Annotated in this window: 15 protein-coding genes and 2 pseudogenes; 10 read left to right on the top strand and 7 right to left on the bottom strand. The window is 64.1% G+C overall.

Features of this window, described 5'->3' with window-relative positions; translation table 11 throughout:
• Window positions 1-285, top strand: a pseudogene (locus tag EN939_RS03185) (patatin-like phospholipase family protein); the annotation flags it as partial.
• Window positions 286-318: 33 nt separating this feature from the next.
• Here EN939_RS03185 and EN939_RS03180 read toward each other — a convergent pair.
• Entirely contained in the window at window positions 319-915 is a 597-nt protein-coding gene (locus EN939_RS03180; protein ID WP_127266910.1) for a TetR/AcrR family transcriptional regulator, read from the bottom strand.
• Window positions 916-1,037: 122 nt separating this feature from the next.
• Here EN939_RS03180 and EN939_RS03175 point away from each other — a divergent pair, with 122 nt between their 5' ends.
• From EN939_RS03175 to EN939_RS03150, 6 genes are all read left to right on the top strand, one after another.
• Window positions 1,038-1,499: a (2Fe-2S)-binding protein gene (locus tag EN939_RS03175; protein WP_127266909.1), complete on the top strand. Its 462-nt coding sequence runs from the start codon at window positions 1,038-1,040 to the stop codon at window positions 1,497-1,499.
• A gap of 2 nt (window positions 1,500-1,501) precedes the next feature.
• Complete coding sequence (locus EN939_RS03170) at window positions 1,502-3,775, top strand: xanthine dehydrogenase family protein molybdopterin-binding subunit (protein WP_127266908.1); 2,274 nt, start codon at window positions 1,502-1,504, stop codon at window positions 3,773-3,775.
• Window positions 3,772-4,380 (top strand): hypothetical protein, encoded by a 609-nt coding sequence (locus EN939_RS03165; RefSeq protein ID WP_127266907.1) that lies wholly within the window; start codon window positions 3,772-3,774, stop codon window positions 4,378-4,380. Before EN939_RS03170 ends, EN939_RS03165 begins: the two co-directional genes overlap by 4 nt.
• Window positions 4,381-4,534: 154 nt before the next feature.
• Window positions 4,535-5,707 carry an efflux RND transporter periplasmic adaptor subunit gene (locus tag EN939_RS03160; RefSeq protein ID WP_127266906.1) on the top strand — a complete coding sequence of 391 codons (1,173 nt, stop codon included), beginning with the start codon at window positions 4,535-4,537 and terminating at the stop codon, window positions 5,705-5,707.
• A gap of 82 nt (window positions 5,708-5,789) precedes the next feature.
• Window positions 5,790-8,969 (top strand): efflux RND transporter permease subunit, encoded by a 3,180-nt coding sequence (locus tag EN939_RS03155; protein WP_127266905.1) that lies wholly within the window; start codon window positions 5,790-5,792, stop codon window positions 8,967-8,969.
• Window positions 8,970-9,061: 92 nt separating this feature from the next.
• Window positions 9,062-9,220 carry a DUF3309 family protein gene (locus tag EN939_RS03150; protein ID WP_023810914.1) on the top strand — a complete coding sequence of 53 codons (159 nt, stop codon included), beginning with the start codon at window positions 9,062-9,064 and terminating at the stop codon, window positions 9,218-9,220.
• A gap of 63 nt (window positions 9,221-9,283) precedes the next feature.
• On the opposite strand, the gene EN939_RS03145 is transcribed toward EN939_RS03150, so the two are convergent.
• Window positions 9,284-10,243 carry an SDR family oxidoreductase gene (locus tag EN939_RS03145; RefSeq protein WP_127266904.1) on the bottom strand — a complete coding sequence of 320 codons (960 nt, stop codon included), beginning with the start codon at window positions 10,241-10,243 and terminating at the stop codon, window positions 9,284-9,286.
• 76 nt (window positions 10,244-10,319) lie between these two features.
• Window positions 10,320-10,529, bottom strand: a complete 210-nt coding sequence (locus EN939_RS03140; protein ID WP_127266903.1) for a DUF680 domain-containing protein — start codon at window positions 10,527-10,529, stop codon at window positions 10,320-10,322.
• A gap of 113 nt (window positions 10,530-10,642) precedes the next feature.
• Here EN939_RS03140 and EN939_RS03135 point away from each other — a divergent pair, with 113 nt between their 5' ends.
• Complete coding sequence (locus EN939_RS03135) at window positions 10,643-11,551, top strand: LysR family transcriptional regulator (RefSeq protein ID WP_127266902.1); 909 nt, start codon at window positions 10,643-10,645, stop codon at window positions 11,549-11,551.
• Here the strand turns inward: EN939_RS03135 and EN939_RS03130 are convergent.
• The 3 genes from EN939_RS03130 to EN939_RS03120 all read right to left on the bottom strand — a co-directional run bounded on the left by EN939_RS03130 (window position 11,515) and on the right by EN939_RS03120 (window position 13,931).
• Window positions 11,515-12,690: an MFS transporter gene (locus EN939_RS03130; RefSeq protein WP_127266901.1), complete on the bottom strand. Its 1,176-nt coding sequence runs from the start codon at window positions 12,688-12,690 to the stop codon at window positions 11,515-11,517. The two genes, EN939_RS03135 and EN939_RS03130, sit on opposite strands and share 37 nt — an antisense overlap.
• A gap of 123 nt (window positions 12,691-12,813) precedes the next feature.
• Entirely contained in the window at window positions 12,814-13,122 is a 309-nt protein-coding gene (locus EN939_RS03125; RefSeq protein ID WP_027037142.1) for a DUF1244 domain-containing protein, read from the bottom strand.
• Between the two features lie 11 nt (window positions 13,123-13,133).
• Window positions 13,134-13,931, bottom strand: a complete 798-nt coding sequence (locus EN939_RS03120) for an N-formylglutamate amidohydrolase (RefSeq protein ID WP_127266900.1) — start codon at window positions 13,929-13,931, stop codon at window positions 13,134-13,136.
• A 245-nt stretch (window positions 13,932-14,176) separates the two neighbouring features.
• Here EN939_RS03120 and EN939_RS03115 point away from each other — a divergent pair, with 245 nt between their 5' ends.
• Entirely contained in the window at window positions 14,177-14,665 is a 489-nt protein-coding gene (locus EN939_RS03115) for a DUF1036 domain-containing protein (protein ID WP_127266899.1), read from the top strand.
• Window positions 14,662-16,098 (top strand): pyruvate kinase, encoded by a 1,437-nt coding sequence (gene pyk / locus EN939_RS03110; RefSeq protein WP_013529204.1) that lies wholly within the window; start codon window positions 14,662-14,664, stop codon window positions 16,096-16,098. Before EN939_RS03115 ends, pyk begins: the two co-directional genes overlap by 4 nt.
• A 44-nt stretch (window positions 16,099-16,142) precedes the next feature.
• Here the strand turns inward: pyk and EN939_RS03105 are convergent.
• Window positions 16,143-16,393, bottom strand: a pseudogene (locus EN939_RS03105) (alpha/beta fold hydrolase); the annotation flags it as partial.

Genomic DNA, 16,393 nt, shown 5'->3' with positions numbered 1-16,393 from the left:
CGCATGCACCGCATCGATGCCGACGAGGCGTTCAAGGACCTGTCGGCGTCCTCGAAGGTCAACGCCGAATGGGCGTTTCTGACCTACCTGCGTGATCTCGGCCGCACCGCCGCCAGCGACTGGCTGGAAGAGAATTACGAGGCCGTCGGCAAGCGACCGACGCTCGATCTCTCCGGCGAACTCGATGACGGCTTCAAGCCGGTGCGCGGTCCGGCACCTGGCCGGCGGGTCAAGGAATTTCTTGCGGCGCGCAAGAACCCGGAGGCAGAGCGCCGGCGCGCCTGAGCGACCAATCAATGTGCATCGATTGGTCCGCAATCATGCCTTCAAGGTCAGGTCGATCACCCTGATCAGGGCAGCGGCCGCCTGCCGCTGTCCCTCCGGATCTCTGATCCGCGCCTTCATGCCTTCCAGCCCGTCGAGCAGCATGTCGGCAAGCAGTTGCGCCGACAGGCCTCTGGCCGCCAGGTCGACGCCGTTCCTGGCTGCCTCGCGCTCTATCGCGGTGCCGATGTGTTGGCCAAGCCCGCCGCGCCAGCAGCCTACCAGATCGCCAAGGCTCGATTTCATGTCCAGCAATTCGGCGCCGTGCGGCGAAGCAACGACCGCGCCCATCATCGAGATGAATGCCTCGTCGATGGCCCGCATCATGCGCTCGGTGAAAGGGCCGTCGCCGGATAGGGCAATCTTTGCCGCCTCGACCGAGCGTGACAGGATCATCATGGCGATGGCGCGGAAAATGTCGGTCTTGTTCTTGAACAGGAGATAGAGCGCCGGACGCGACATGTCTGCGGCGCGGGCGATGTCGTCCATGGTGGTGCGAGTGAAGCCATAGGCCAAAAACACCTTCATCGCGCCATCCAGGATGCGGACGCGTTTGGGATCTGTGGCGGCGATGTCTTCGATCCGGTTCATGGAGCAATTCTATCCTGCAAAATCCTATTTGACAAAATGACGAAATTTGTCAATCTGTATCGGAGCGAAACGGTCGAGAGGACGCTTCGCCTTGGCAGTGGACGACAACAAAGGGTATCCCCATGCGCCTTACCGTCGACGGTCAGTCTTTCGATATCGATGCCGATCCTGACATGCCGCTGCTGTGGGCGCTGCGCGATCTCATTGGCAAGACAGGGCCGAAATTCGGCTGCGGCATCGCCGCCTGCGGCGCCTGCACAGTTCATGTCGACGGTCAGCCGGTGCGTTCCTGCTCGCTCCCGGTTGGGCAGGTCAGCGGCGCTATCACGACCATTGAAGGCATCGGCACGGCGGGGAAGCTGCATCCGGTGCAGCAGGCATGGCTGGAGGAACAGGTCGCGCAATGCGGCTACTGCCAGGCCGGCCAGATCATGAGCGCGGTGGCGCTGCTCGACGAAGTCGCCAACCCAAGCGATGCCGACATCGACAATGCCATGGGCGGCAATCTCTGCCGCTGCGGCACCTATCCCAAAATCCGCTCGGCCATCAAGAAGGCCGCGGCGCTCAAGACGGCGGGTCTCTGACCATGGCCAGTGTCGGAAAGATCGCCCGCCGCACGTTTCTGATCGGCGCTGCCGCCGTCGCGGGCGGCGTTGCCGTCGGCTATTACTACTATCGCAAGCCTTTTCCGAACCCGCTCGAGGCCGAACTCGGCAAGGGCGAGGCGACGTTCAACCCCTATGTGAAGATCGGCGCCGACAACACCATCACCATCGTCGCGCCGCGCGCCGAGATGGGGCAAGGCATCTCGACGACGCTTGCCGCCATGGTCGCCGAAGAGCTCGATGTCGGCCTTGACCGGGTCAAGGTCGAGCATGGACCAGCATCCCATGCCTACTACAACGCCGCGATCCTCGAGGAGGGCGGTCCGTTCGCCTTCTTCGACGAGAGCATGACCGCGCAGGCGGTGCGCTCGGGTCTCGGCGTGGCCGGCAAGTTCCTTGCCCTGCAGGGCACCGGCGGTTCGGCTTCGACACGCGATGGTTTTGACAAGATGCGGCAAGCGGGTGCCGCTGCCCGGCAGATGCTGATCGCGGCTGCGGCGCAAGAACTGGGTGTTGCCGCAGCCGATCTGGAAACGGCCGACGGTTCGATCCTGCACAAGGCGTCGGGCAAGTCGCTGACCTATGGCGCGGTCGCCGCGGCCGCCGCCGCGATGGCGTCGCCGGCCGAAGTCAGGCTCAAGGACCGGGCCGACTGGAAACTGCTGGGAAAACCGCAGAAGCGCATCGACATGCTGGCCAAGGTGACCGGGGCGCCGATCTTCGGCATCGATGTCAGGCTGCCGGACATGGTCTACGGCACTGTCAAGATGAGCCCGCGCTTCTGGGCCAAGCCGGTCAAGGCGGACCTTTCCAGGGCCGAAAAAATGCCCGGCGTGATCAAGATCGTGCCGCTCGAGACGAATTACGGCCATGGCTTCGGCATCATCGCCGACAACACATGGGCGGCGTTCAAGGCCGCCGAGGCGATCGACGCCCAGTGGGCCGATCCCGAATATCCGCTCAGCAGCGCCGGCATATCCGATGTCGTGAAGCAGGCGCTCGGCACCAAGGGCTCGGTGATGCGCGACAATGGCGACGTCGACACCGCCTTTGCCGACGCGCCGCGTGAAAGGATCGTCGAGGCCGACTATGCCGTGCCCTATCTGGCGCATGCGACGATGGAGCCGATGAACGCCACGGCGCAGCTCAGGGACGGCGTGCTCGACATCTGGTGCGGCAACCAGGCGCCGACCCTGGTGCGGCAGCTTTGCGCCAACGCGGTCGGCATCGGGCAGGACAAGATCAATGTGCACACCACCTTCATGGGCGGCGGTTTCGGCCGGCGCGTCGAGGTGGATTACGCACTGTGCGCCGCGCTGATGGCCAGGGAGACGGGCGGGCGTCCGGTCAAGGTGACCTGGACGCGTGAAGAAGACATGCGCCACGACGCCTACCGGCCGGCCGCTATCGGCAAGTTCCAGGCGCGGCTCGGCGACGATGGCATGCCGGTCGCGCTCGACATGAGGATGGCCTCGCCATCGGTGATTGCCGGCATGCTGCGCCGGCTGTTTCCCTCGATATCGCCGCTCGGTCCCGACAAGAGCATCGTCGACGGCGCCTATGACCAGCCCTACACCATCCCGAATTACCGGGTCAGCGGTGTCGCGGCGCCGGTCTCCATCCCCGTCGGCTCCTGGCGCTCGGTCGGCAGTTCGGTCAACGGCTTCTTCCATGAGGGCTTCATGGACGAGATCGCCGTCGCCGGGAAAATCGATCCGGTCGAGATGCGCAAGAGACTGATGGCTGCCTATCCTTCGGCGGTGAAGGTGGTGGAGAAAGTCGCCGCGATGGCGAAATGGGGTGAGGCGCTGCCCGCCGGCAAGGCCAGGGGTATGGCCTTCACCCTGTCCTTCGGCAGTTGGGTCGGCGAGATCGTCCAGGTGGCGGACACGCCGGCCGGAATCCGTATCGAGAAGGTGTGGATCGCCGCCGATGTCGGCACCGCGCTCGATCCCGGCATCATCGAGGCGCAGTTGATCTCGGCGGCCATCTACGGTCTTTCGGCGGCGATGGGGCAGGAAATCACCTTCGCCGACGGCATGGTCGAACAGTCGAACTTCCACGATTTCGACGCCATGCGGATCTTCCAGTGCCCGGTATTCGAAGTTGCCATCCTGGAAAACTTCCACAGGATGGGCGGCCTCGGCGAGGTCGGCACACCGCCGGCGGCTCCGGCGCTCGCCAACGCCATCTTCGCGCTCACCGGAAAGCGCATCCGCACGCTGCCGCTGTCGAAAGCGGTAGCCTTCGCATGAAGAAGCTCGTCATCATGCTGACGCCTGCTGCCATGCTTGTGCTCGCAGCACCGTTTGCGATCGCGCAAGAGAGCCAGACGCCGGCGCCGGTGGCAGTCGACACAGCAAAAGCCCTGTCCGAATGGGACAAGGTCTATGCGGTGTTCTCGCATCCGCGCTGCGCTGACTGTCATGTCGCGGACGAGCGACCGCGCTGGTCGGGTGCGCATTACGGCGGCACGCGCGTGCACGCCTTCAATGTCCAGCGCGGTGCTGACGGGCCGGGCTTCGGCAGTCCGGGCCTGCGTTGCATGACTTGCCATTTCTCCAGCAATTCCAAGGCATTGCACGGGCCGCCCGGGGCCGAGAACTGGCATCTGGCGCCAGCCGAGATGGCCTGGTTCGGCAAGTCCTCGGCCGAAATCTGCGCCCAGATCAAGGATCCCTTGCGCAATGGCAACCGCAGCTTGAAGGACATCGCGGTGCATGTTCGCGACGACAGACTGGTCGCCTGGGGCTGGGCGCCGGGATCGGGTCGTGAACCGGCTCCGGGCTCCGCCGAAGCGACCTATCAAGCGATCGAAAACTGGGCGGCGGCGGGCGCATCTTGCCCGGTGGCGCAATGATCTTGCAACTTTCAGACTATATTGCGGTGCAACTTTGATGTAGAAGCGCGCTTCGCCGATCACGGCAAATTGAACACGGCCCGGCGCGCACCCATATCGGCGACGCGCCCGCGTTATGAGGACGCTGGCCGAACCCGCAGTGGAAAAAACGACGATGAGAATCAGGTTTCACAAGCTTGCAGCCGTTGTTGTGCTCATTGGTTTCGCGGCGTGGATGGCGACAGGCGAGTTTTCGTCAGTCGGCAGCGTAGCCGCCAACAAAGCCAAGGCAGCCGAAGCCGAACAGGCCAAGGCGCCCGATGCGGCGAAGCCGAAGCAGGCGGAAGCCGAGCCGAAGGCACCGCTGCGCACGGTCGCTGTGGTGACGCCGCCACGCAAGACCTATGCACGCGCCATCCGCATTTCCGGGCTGACCGAAGCCGACAAGCGGGCGGTGCTGGCGACGCGCGTCGCCGGTGTCATCGACAAGCTGCCTGTCAAGCAAGGCGATCACGTCAAGACGGGGGATCTGGTGCTGATGCTTGCGGCGGAAGAAAAGATCTCGATGGTCGACAACGCCAAGCAATTGGTGGTGCAGCGTCAGGCCGAGCTGGACGCAGCCTTGCGGCTGATGAAATCAGGCAATCTGCCGAAGCTGCAGCTCGACACCGCGCGCTCGAACCTGACCTCGGCGCAGTCGCAACTGGAAACGGCACAGGCCGAACTCGACCGCAACGAGGTGAAGGCGCCTTTCGACGGCGTTATCGACCGGGTGCCGGTGGAACTTGGCAGCTCCATCATGCAAGGCGGCGAGGTGGCGACCATCCTCAAGCTCGATCCGGTGATTGCTCGCGGCGAAGTCAGCGAGCGCGATCTCGGCTACCTCAAGCTCGGCGACAAGGCCACCATACGGCTGGTCAGCGGCCAGACCGTCCAAGGCACCGTGCGCTACATCAGCCGCGACGCCTCGTCGGCGACCCGCACCTTCCGCGTCGAGGTTGCCGTCCCCAATGCCGACGGCTCCGTGCCGGCCGGCATGACGGCGGAAATCGCGCTCAACGCACAGCCGACCGACGCGGTGCTGCTGCCGCGCTCGGTTGTGACGCTCGGCGACAAGGGCGACCTCGGCATCCGTGCCGTGAGCAAGGACAACAAGGTGGCGTTCTTCCCCATCGACCTCGTCGACGACACGCCGACAGGCCTCGTCCTCGGCGGCATACCGGCCGACGCCCGCATCATCGTCGCCGGCCAGGAACTGGTGAAGGAAGGCGATCTGGTCAATCCGGTCGAGGCCGACCAAGCGATCATCAAGAAGCTGCTCGGCGAAGCGACGGCCGGCACGCAGTAGCAAGAGATCGCGACGGACTAGCCCTGGGCGGGGACAATCGGCTGCGACGCAGCTCGTGAAAATTCAAGAACAGGCGTTAGCCATGGATATCGTCAGACTCGCAATCAACAATGCCCGCCTGACCATTTCGGTCCTCGTCTTCCTTCTGCTGGCGGGCTGGGTCGCATATCAGGCGACGCCAAAGGAAGCGGAGCCCGACGTTCCGATTCCGATGATGTATGTCAGCCTGATCTACCAGGGCATTTCGCCCGAGGATTCGGAGCGGCTTCTGCTGCGGCCGATGGAAAGCAAGCTGAAAAGCCTGAAGGGCCTCAAGGAGATGCGTTCGGCCGCTTTCCAGGGCGGCGGCTACGTGCTGGTCGAATTCCAGCCGCAGACCAATCTGGCCACCGCGCTGCAGGACACGCGCAGCAAGGTGCAGGACGCCAAGGCCGACCTGCCGCAGGCGGCGGAAGAACCTGTCGTCACCGAAGTCAACATTTCCGAATTTCCCGTGCTCGTCGTCACCCTCTCGGGAAATCTGCCTGAACGCGTGCTGACCGCCGCCGCGCGTGAACTGCGCGACCGCATCGAGGAGGTTCCCGGTGTTCTCGAGGGCTCGCTGCAGGGTGCGCGCGACGATCTCGTCGAGGTCGTCATCGATCCGATGAAGCTGTCTTCCTATGGGCTGCAACTCGATCAACTGATCGGTGCGGTCGGCAACTCCAACAGCCTGGTCGCCGCCGGCAATATCGAAGGCTCGGAGGGCAAATACGCCGTCAAGGTACCGTCGCTGATCGAAACGCCGGAGGATGTCGCCGCACTGCCGGTGGTCGCCGGCCCCAATGCCGTGGTGCAGGCCAAGGACATCGCGACGATCCGTTCGACCTTCAAGGATGCCGAGACGGTGACCCGTCTCAACGGCAAGCCGGCCATCGCCATCGAAGTCAAGAAGCGCATCGGCTCCAACCTGATCGACACCATCGCCAAGGTGCGAACGGTGTCCGACGAGTTTGTCAAGTCGATGCCCGAGGGCATGAACGTCACCTACACGCAGGACAAGTCGGTCTTCGTCAACCAGCTGCTCGGCGACCTGCAGAACCATGTGATGATCGCCGTCATCCTGGTGTTCATCGTCATCCTCTACGCGCTGTCCGGCCGCGCCTCGCTGCTCATCGGGCTTGCGATTCCGTCGTCCTTCCTGATCGGCATCCTGCTGCTGGCGATGATGGGCTACACGATCAACATGATCGTGCTGTTCAGCCTGATCCTGGCCGTCGGCATGCTGGTCGACGATGCGATCATCGTCACCGAGTTCGCCGAACGACGGATGAGCGAAGGCATGCCGAAGGAGGAAGCCTTCGCGCTCGCCGCCAAGCGCATGGCCGGTCCGGTCATCGCCGCGACGATGACGCGCATCGCCGCCTTCTCGCCGCTGCTGTTCTGGCCGGGCATCATCGGCGACTTCATGAAGTACATGCCGATCACGCTGATCGTCACGCTATCGGCCTCGATGCTCTACGCGCTTGTCTTCGCGCCGACGCTGGGTGCGATCTTCGCCAAGGCGCCGCCGCATCATGAGGATGACAATCGCGACGGCTGGTACATGGCGATCGTCAAGCAGGCGGTGCGCTTCCCCATCACCGTGCTGGTGCTGACCGTCGCGCTCTTGTTCGGCGTCGGCTTTGCCTATTCGAAATACGGCGCCGGCGTCGAGTTCTTCCCGAATGTCGAGCCGGATTATGGCCTGCTCTACGTGCATGCGCGCGGCAATCTTTCGCTGGCCGAAATGGATACCGCGACCAAGATCGCGGAAGACAGGCTGCTCGGCTGGCCGGGTGTGAAGTCGGTCTACACCCGCGTCGGCAAGACGCAAGGCGGCGGCCAGGATATTCCCGAAGACGTCGTCGGCGTCATCCAGTACGAATTTATCGACTGGCGCGAGCGCAAGTCGGCGAACCACATCCTGGACGATCTGCGCGGCGTCATGGCCGGCATTCCCGGCGTCGATGTCGAGGTGCGCGTGCCGGAAGCCGGTCCGCCGACCGGCAAGCCGATCCAGATCAGGCTTTCGGCCGTCGACCCCAAGGGGCTCGACGACAAGGCCCGTGAGGTCGCGGCGCGCATCGGCAAGGTGCCCGGCGTCATCGATATTTCCGACGGCCTGCCGCCGCCCGGTGTCGACTGGGCGCTCGAGGTCGATCGTGCCAAGGCGGCGCAGTACGGCATCAGCCCAACCTCGGTCGGGACGGTGGTGCAACTGGTGACCAACGGGCTGAAACTCTCGGAATACCGGCCTGCCGGAGCCGACGACGCGGTCGACATAAGGCTGCGGCTGCCCGAAGACCGGCGCACGCTGTCGACGCTCGACGAACTCAGGGTGCAGACCTCACAAGGCTCGGTGCCGATCTCGAACTTCGTCGTGCGCAAGCCGGAGCCGACGGTCGGCATCCTCAACCGCATCGACGGCGCGCGTACGGTGGTCGTCCAGGCCAACGTCGCCGCCGGCGCTCAGGTCGCGGCTGTGCAGGAGCAGGTCACCAAGGCCGTCTCCGACATGGATCTCGGCAGCGGCATCCGCTGGAAGCTGGCCGGTTCGAACGAGGACAGCGCCGAAGCCAGCGCCTTCCTCAGCAAGGCCTTCGGGGCGGCGATCTTCCTGATCTTCCTGGTGCTTCTGGCGCAGTTCAACAAGTTCACCAGCGTCTGGCTGGTGCTGTCCTGCGTGGTCATGGCGACGATCGGCGTGTTCCTCGGGCTGCTGATAACCGGCGAGACGTTCGGCATCGTCATGTCGGGCATCGGCGTCATCGCTCTGGCCGGCGTGGTGGTGAACAACAACATCGTGCTGATCGACACCTATGACCGGCTGCGTGAAGAAGGCTGGGACAAGGTCGAGGCGGTGCTGCAGACTTGCCGCGAGCGCGCCCGCCCGGTCGTGCTGACGGCTGTGTCGGCCATTCTCGGCGTGCTGCCGATCGCCTTCGGCCTCGGGCTGGAAATCTTCCATCACGAGACGACGATCAACGCGCCGTCGACGCAATGGTGGATTTCGCTGTCCTCGGCGATCGTCTTCGGCCTGTCCTTCGCCACGGTGCTGACGCTGGTGGTGACGCCGTCGATGCTGATGGTGTTCACCCGCGCCAAGGTCAAGCCGGGCGCACGGCGCGGCTTGATCAGCCGTCTGTTCCGGCGCGGCAAGGTCGAGATTTCATCGACCGATGCGCCAGGGCGGGATGCCGGAGCCGGGCCGGATATCGCCTTTCCGAAAGCCGCCGAATAGATCATTGCCGATTTGACCGGCAAAGGCCGCCCGGAACAACCGGGCGGCCTTTTGCATTGTTCTTAGGCGAAAAGTCGAATTGCGGGGTTCTCATGCCGATCACCACCATAGTCATCATCGTCCTGGTCCTTATCCTCATCGGCGCGGTGCCGGCCTGGCCGCATTCGCGCTCCTGGGGCTATGGGCCCTCGGGTATTGTCGGCGTGGTGCTGGTGGTGCTTATGGTGCTGCTGTTGATGGGACGGCTCTGAGGCGCCCTCTCAGTCTGCGGAGATTGTTAATGTGCGGAGGAGTATCGCCCGCCATCGCGGAGGTCAGGCAGCTTTCGCAACGCCGGTCACGGTGGCAATGCCGATATCCCCGAGAGCTTCAGTGACGGCCTGATCCAGCGGCGTGTGCGGGATCGCGCCGATGATGCCTTCCAGCCTTGCCGACGCCAGTTGGTGCGGTTCGAAGCGCAGATAGGACATCGACACGATCTCACGCCACATCGCCACGAACGGGCTGCCGGCGCGCAGCACCCACCACGCCATCGAGGTCATCTTGAGCGGGCGTCCAAGCGCCTTCTCCGCGGCCGCCTTGATCTCCAGGTCGGTGACGGGATGGCCCGGGAAGTTGAGGGCTTCATAGGCGCCGAGCTTGTCCAGGTTCTGCGCCAGTCCGACGAAAGCCCTGGCCAGATCCGGCAGGTAGGCCCATTCATGCACGAGGTCGACCGGGCCGGGCGCCGTATAGACACCCTTGTTGATTTTGGCGGCGACGACCAGGTCGAACCACGAGCCGCTGCCGGTGCCGCCGAAGAAATCGCCGGCCCGCAAAATAATGGTGCGGACGCGGCGCGCTTCGGCCTCGCGGTGAAACAGGTCCTCCATGGCGACGCGGATGCGCCCCTTCTCGGTCGTCGGGCGGAACGGCGTGTCTTCCGTGATCACCTCCGGCATCGGCGACCCGTAATTGTATACGGTCCCGGGAAAGAGATGCAGTGCGTTGTTGGCACGGCAAGCGGCCATGACATTCTCGGCGATCGGCAGGCACTTGGCCCATTCGGTGTAGATCGGGTTGAGGCCGTTGAAGATGATGTCGACACCTTGCGTGACGCGGATGAGGGCCTCGCGGTCGAGCGCGTCACCGGCAACGGCTGTGGCGCCTTTGAGTTCGGCCGGCACCTTGCCGTTGCGGGTGACGGCGCGGACCTCGTAGCCCGCGTCGATGAAGGCCTTGGCGACCACGCGGCCGAGCCGGCCATTGGCACCGAGAATTGCGATACTGGTCATTGGAAGCACTCCGGGGTTGGGATTTGCGTGGTCGGTCGCAAGGCGCGATCGGGATCAGCGACAAGCGCGATCGAGATCAGCGGCTGCCGAAGAGGTCGCGGTTGCTGCCTTGCGTGACCGGCTGCCGGACGGCCGCATCCGGGTTGTGGATCGAAGCGGTGGTCGTGTTGTCGGTGCTGGTGACAGCCGGCCGGCTGGCGTCGTTCGACCCAAACTTGTCGCTGCCGGCAAAGGCGGCGCTGACGGAAATGAGGATGGCGGCGGTGGTGAGAGCGATCTTGTTCATCTGAGTTCTCCTGGTGGTGTTTGCAGTCCGTGTTGGTGTCTGCAGCCGGAATATGGTCGCTCTGAACGCGAATGGAAATTGACTACAGATGGCGTTCTGATATTCATAAATGAATGGCTGAAATCGACTGGAACCTGATCAAGAGCTTTGTCGCCGTGGCGGAATCCGGCAGCCTGTCGGCCGCCGCGCGAAAGCTTTCGGCCAGCCAGCCGACGCTTGGCCGTCACATCGGCGAGTTGGAACGGGCACTCGGCGTCACACTGTTCCGTCGAGGACGGCACGGCTACGAACTGACGGAGGCCGGCAGCACGCTGTTCGAACGCGGCAAGGCGGTCAGTGAGCAGGCAAGCGCCTTCTCACTGCTGGCGCTGGGTTCGGTCGAGGCCATCGAAGGCACGGTGCGCATCGCCGCCAGCGAGGTGGTGGCGGCCTATGTCCTGCCTGAGATGACGATGCGGCTGGGGATCGAGGAGCCCGGCATCGAGGTCGAGATCGTCGCCTCCAACCAGGTCGAGAACCTGCTGCGTCGGGATGCCGACATCGCCATCCGCATGGTCAAGCCGTCGCAGAACGAGCTGATGGCACGCAGGGTCTGCGATATCGAGCTCTGCGCCTGCGCGGCCAAATCCTATCTCGACAGGCGCGGCCGTCCGCTGAAGCCTGCCGATCTTGTCGACCACGACCTGGTCGGCTTCGACCGCGGCGACGAGATCATCAGGGGCTTTACCCAGCATGGCATCCCCGTCACCCGGAGCAGCTTCCGCTTCAGGGCCGACAACCAGATCGTTTTGTGGGAAGCGGTGCGGGCGGGAAACGGCATCGGCCTCGGTCAGGAGCCGCTGGCCGACAGGGATCCTTTGATAGAGAAGGTTCTGCCAGATCTGCCGCTGCCAGTTCTGCCGGTGTGGCTAGCGATGCATCGCGACGTGCGTACCAGCGTGCGCATCCGCCGGGTGGTGGATTTTCTCCACGAGGAGCTGAAACGCTATTCGGCGGGTGCTGGCGCGAATTCGGCGCGGTGAGCGAGCCCGGCCATCAGCAACACGATGATCAGCAGTCCCGACATGGTGATGAAGATCGGGCCAAAGCTGGAGTGCTCGGCAACGAAGCCGATCGCCGACGGCGCCACCAGTATGCCACAGTATCCGATAGTGGTGACCACGCTCATGCCGGTGCCAGAAGACATGCCTTCCTGGTTGCCGCCGGCCGAAAAGATGATCGGCACCATATTGGCGATGCCGAAGCCGCAAAAGGCAAAGGCTGCAATGGCGAGCCAGGGCGAGGGCGCCAGGCCAGCCACCAGCATGCCGACCGCGGCTACGAGGGCCGACACGCGAAGCGTCGTCACCGCGCCGAAGCGATTGCGTATGCCGTCGCCGAAGAACCGCGTAACCGCCATGACGCCCGAAAATCCGGCGTAGGCGAGGCCGGCAACGGCAAGATCGGCGCCGAGCTCCTGGCGCAGATACAGGGCTGCCCAGTCGAGCACCGCGCCTTCGGAGATCATCGCCAGCAGCGCCATCAGTCCGATCAGATAAACCAGCGGGTTTGCCGGCAGTGCGAATTTGTGGTGCTCTGCCGCCTGCGGTCTGTCTTCGGTGAGGAGATGGCGAACGGCCACCGCGATCACCCCGGAGGCAAACACCGTTACCGCCGCCGCGTGGGCGAGGTGGCCGTAGTGCTGGATGGCAAAGCCGCCGAGGCCGCCGCCGGCGAAGCCGCCGAGACTCCAGAAGCCGTGCGAGGACGACATGACGGCGCGGGAGAGCCGCCGTTCGACCACCACGGCATTGGCATTCATGGCAACGTCCATGCCACCGATCGAGCCGCCGAAGATGATCATGGCCGCGGCCGCCAGCGGTACGTTGGGCGCCAGCGCCACGACCATCAGACCGAGGCTGCCGCACAGGGCGAACCAGCGCAGTACGGTGCGCGAGCCATGTCTGGAGATCAAATGGCCGCACCAGGTCATCGCGACGACGGCACCGACGCCGAATAAGAGAATCAGCAGGCCGAGCGTGAACTTCGAAATCTCCAGCCGGGTCAGGAACACCGGGATCTGCGGCGCCCAGCTGCCCGTCAGGAAGCCGTTGGCGAGAAAAATGGCCGCGAGCGCCCATCGTCCGCGAATGGCAGTCAGCTTGGCAATTGACGCGTTCATGAGGCGAATCCCGCTGAAAATGGCTTCGCGCGGCAAATTAGATCGATTCAATTTTCAGTCAAGGCTCTTTCGGGAAGCATTTTGGGCCAAACATAGCCTTAAGCGATCGCTGGGGCGACGGCGTCAATGGTCCTGGGGGCGCCTTGCCTCGAATTCGGCCTTCTTGGCGTCGGAGGCCTCGGTCTGGTTCAGCGCCTGCCATTCCCCATAAGGCATGCCGTAGACGATCTCGCGTGACTGATCCTTGGTGAGATCGACGCCCTCGGCATTGGCTGCCTCGCGATACCAGTTCGACAGGCAGTTGCGGCAGAAGCCGGCAAGATTCATCAGGTCGATGTTCTGCACATCGTTGCGCTCGCGCAGATGCTCGACCAGCCGGCGGAAGGCGGCCGCTTCGAAATCGCGTTGCTGCTCGTCGCTGAGTTCGGTCATCGAAACCTCCGTCATAGCGGCCCGGTGCGCGAGCCGAACATCTTCACCACATGTATATCGGGACGGCGGTCGATCGCGTCAACGATCGGCGCCAACCGTTCGGCCCAGGCGAGCGCGCCCTTCTGGTCCGATATCAGATCCTGTCGGATCTCGATCAGCGCATGGGCGAAGCCGTTGACGATGGCATGCTTGTACATGGTGTCGCCGCGCAGCGCGCCGTCATAGGGTTCGTTGTCGCCGACGACGAGGTTCCTGTCCTGCGCCAGCATGTCTATCAACGGCCGCGCCACGCGGTCGTCGAGGTCCCACAGGATGCCGACGTGCCAAGGACGCTGGATTCCTTGCATGGCCGGGGTGAAGGAATGCACCGAAAAGATGAAGGGCGTCTGGGCGGAAGCCTGTGCGACCGATGCGATCATGGCGCCGACGGCGTCGTGATAGGGCCGGTAGAACCCGTCGAGCCGCCTCTCGCGCTCATCGGCAGTAATGGGGTAATTCCCAGGTACGACAGTGCCGTCATAAAGCTGGCGAATGAGCGTCGGATCGTCTTCGCCGCGATTGGGATCGATCAGCAGTCGCGAAAAATTGGCGAGCACCGCCGGCACGCCGAGCAGGGCAGCCAGTTCGCGCGTCACCGCCTCGACGCCGATGTCATAGGCGATGTGCCGGTCGAACTCGGCCGAGGGCAGGCCGAGGCTGCCGTAGTCGTCGGGCAGGTCGCGACGGGCATGATCGCCCAACAGCACGATGCCTCGCTTGCGGTCGCCCTCGATGATGTCGAAAGGCGCGAAAACTGTGGATCGGGTCATTGGCGGGAAATGGTCTGTTCGCGGGCTTCCGGGGAGGGTGCTATCGTCATTCCACGAAGACGACGCTTGCGCAATGCCGTTGTTTGGCCAAGGTTTCCCGGGAAATCTGGCACACGTCGGCGAATTGTGCGCCGGAGCCTTTCTAAATCGATTGGAATTGGACAAAACGGTGCGTTGACATGCGCCCGGACTTTTCCGAAAAGGGGCGCAGAGAGATGCTGATGTGGTTTTTGAGGGGTTTTCGGATGAGTTCCGCCGGCGGGCAGCGCATGCGCTCTGCCTTTGCCATGCCGCTCCTCACTCTTGCCATGGGCCTGTCGGCCATGGTCGTGGCTTCGCCGGCGCGTGCCGATTTCCGCGTCTGCAACGCCACGCAGAACCTGGTCGGCGTCGGCATCGGCTATCGCGCCAAGGCCGGCTGGATCACCGAAGGCTGGTGGCACATCGAGGGATCGAGCTGCAAGACGCTGATCGAAGGGCCGCTGTCATCAAGGTTTTACTATCTTTATGCAGAAGACGCCGAACGCGGCGGACGCTGGGACGGCCCGATCAACATGTGCGTGGCTGAAAAAGAGTTCAAGATCGCAGGCGTGACCGACTGCGTTGCCCGGGGCTTCCAGCGCGCCGGATTCCAGGAATATGACACGGGCGAACAGGCAAGCTGGATGGTCCAGCTGACCGATGAGTCCACAACGGGAGGCGCTCCAGCCGCCCCGGGAACAAACAGTCAATGAGACGTAGCCGCAAGGTCAAGATCCTAGCCACCATCGGTCCGGCCTCCTCGTCGGAGGAGATGCTGAAGAAACTGTTCGAAGCGGGCGCCGATGTGTTCCGCATCAATATGAGCCATACCGACCATGAACTGATGCGCACGCTGGTCGGACGCATCCGCGCTGTCGAGGAAGCGGTTGGCCGGCCGATCGGCATCCTGGCCGACCTGCAAGGACCAAAGCTGCGCGTCGGCAAGTTCGCCAATGGCAAGGAAGTGCTGACGCAAGGCCAGACCTTCACCCTCGACGACAATCCCGAGCCCGGCACCTCGACCAGGGTCTATCTGCCGCATCCGGAAATCCTGAGCTCGGTCGAAGCCGGCCATCGCCTGCTGATCGACGATGGCAAGCTCGAGCTGAAGGCGGTGAAGAGCGACGGCAAGTCGATCGTCTGCACCGTCGTCGCCGGCACCACGATTTCCGACAAGAAAGGCGTCAGCTTGCCCGACACCGATCTGCCGGTCGGCGCGCTGACCGAGAAGGACCGCAAGGACCTCGATGCCGTGCTGGCCACAGGCGTCGACTGGGTGGCGCTGTCCTTCGTGCAACGGCCGGAGGATCTGGCGGAAGCGCGCAAGATCGCACGCGGGCGGGCGCTGATCATGGCCAAGATCGAGAAGCCGCAGGCTGTCGCCCGGCTGGCCGAAATCATCGAACTGTCCGACGCGCTGATGGTCGCCCGCGGCGATCTCGGCGTCGAGATGCCGCTCGAGGCGGTGCCCGGCATCCAGAAGCAGATCACGCGCGCCGCACGCCGCGCCGGCAAGCCGGTGGTGGTTGCAACGCAGATGCTGGAATCGATGATCACGGCACCGGTGCCGACCCGCGCCGAAGTGTCCGATGTTTCGATCGCCGTCTTCGAAGGCGCCGATGCCATCATGCTGTCGGCGGAATCGGCGGCGGGTGCCTATCCCGTCGAGGCTGTGGCAATGATGAACCGTATCGCCACCAAGGTCGAAACCGATCCGACCTATGCCGGCATCATCAACGCCCAGCGCTCCGAGCCGGAGGCGACCGGCGCCGACGCCATTTCGCTGGCCGCGCGCGAGATCGCCGAAACGCTGAAGCTGTCGGCGATCATCACCTACACCGCATCGGGCACCACAGGCCTGCGCGCCGCCCGCGAGCGGCCGCAGGTGCCTGTTATCGCGCTGTCGCCGATCCTCAACACGGCGCGGCGGCTGTCGCTTTTGTGGGGCACGCATTGCGTCGTCTCACCCGACGCCGTCGATCTCGACGACATGGTCAATCGCGCCTGCCGCATCGCCTTCGACGAAGGCTTCGGCAAGCCTGGCGACCGCGTCATCATCACCGCGGGCGTGCCGCTGCGGACACCGGGTTCGACCAACATGCTGCGCATCGCCTATATCGGTTCGGACACACAAGTCAGCCGCTAGATTCCTGAAGCGTGTCGCCTCTGAACGGATTCAGGCGGCCCGCTTTAGGTCGGCGCGAGTTCGGCCTGCGGTACCTTGATATCGGCGCATCTGCCGGCGCCGTAGGCGTCGCCGGCGATGCGCGCCTCCACGGTCCTGGCCATCGCCGGCAGGTCCATATTCTTGCCAGCGACCTTCTCGATGGCGCCGACGGTCAGGTCGGTCGCGATCCAGTCTGGCTTGTGACCGAGATTGTGCACCCACACGAGTTCGGCACCGGCAATGACGCGCGCCAGGCCGACCGAATGGATATGTG

The sequence above is a fragment of the Mesorhizobium sp. M7A.F.Ca.CA.002.05.1.1 genome (assembly GCF_003998335.1).
GTDB lineage: Bacteria > Pseudomonadota > Alphaproteobacteria > Rhizobiales > Rhizobiaceae > Mesorhizobium.
The sequence above is the reverse complement of the archived record's forward strand: the minus strand, read 5'-3'. Positions and strand labels throughout refer to the sequence as shown.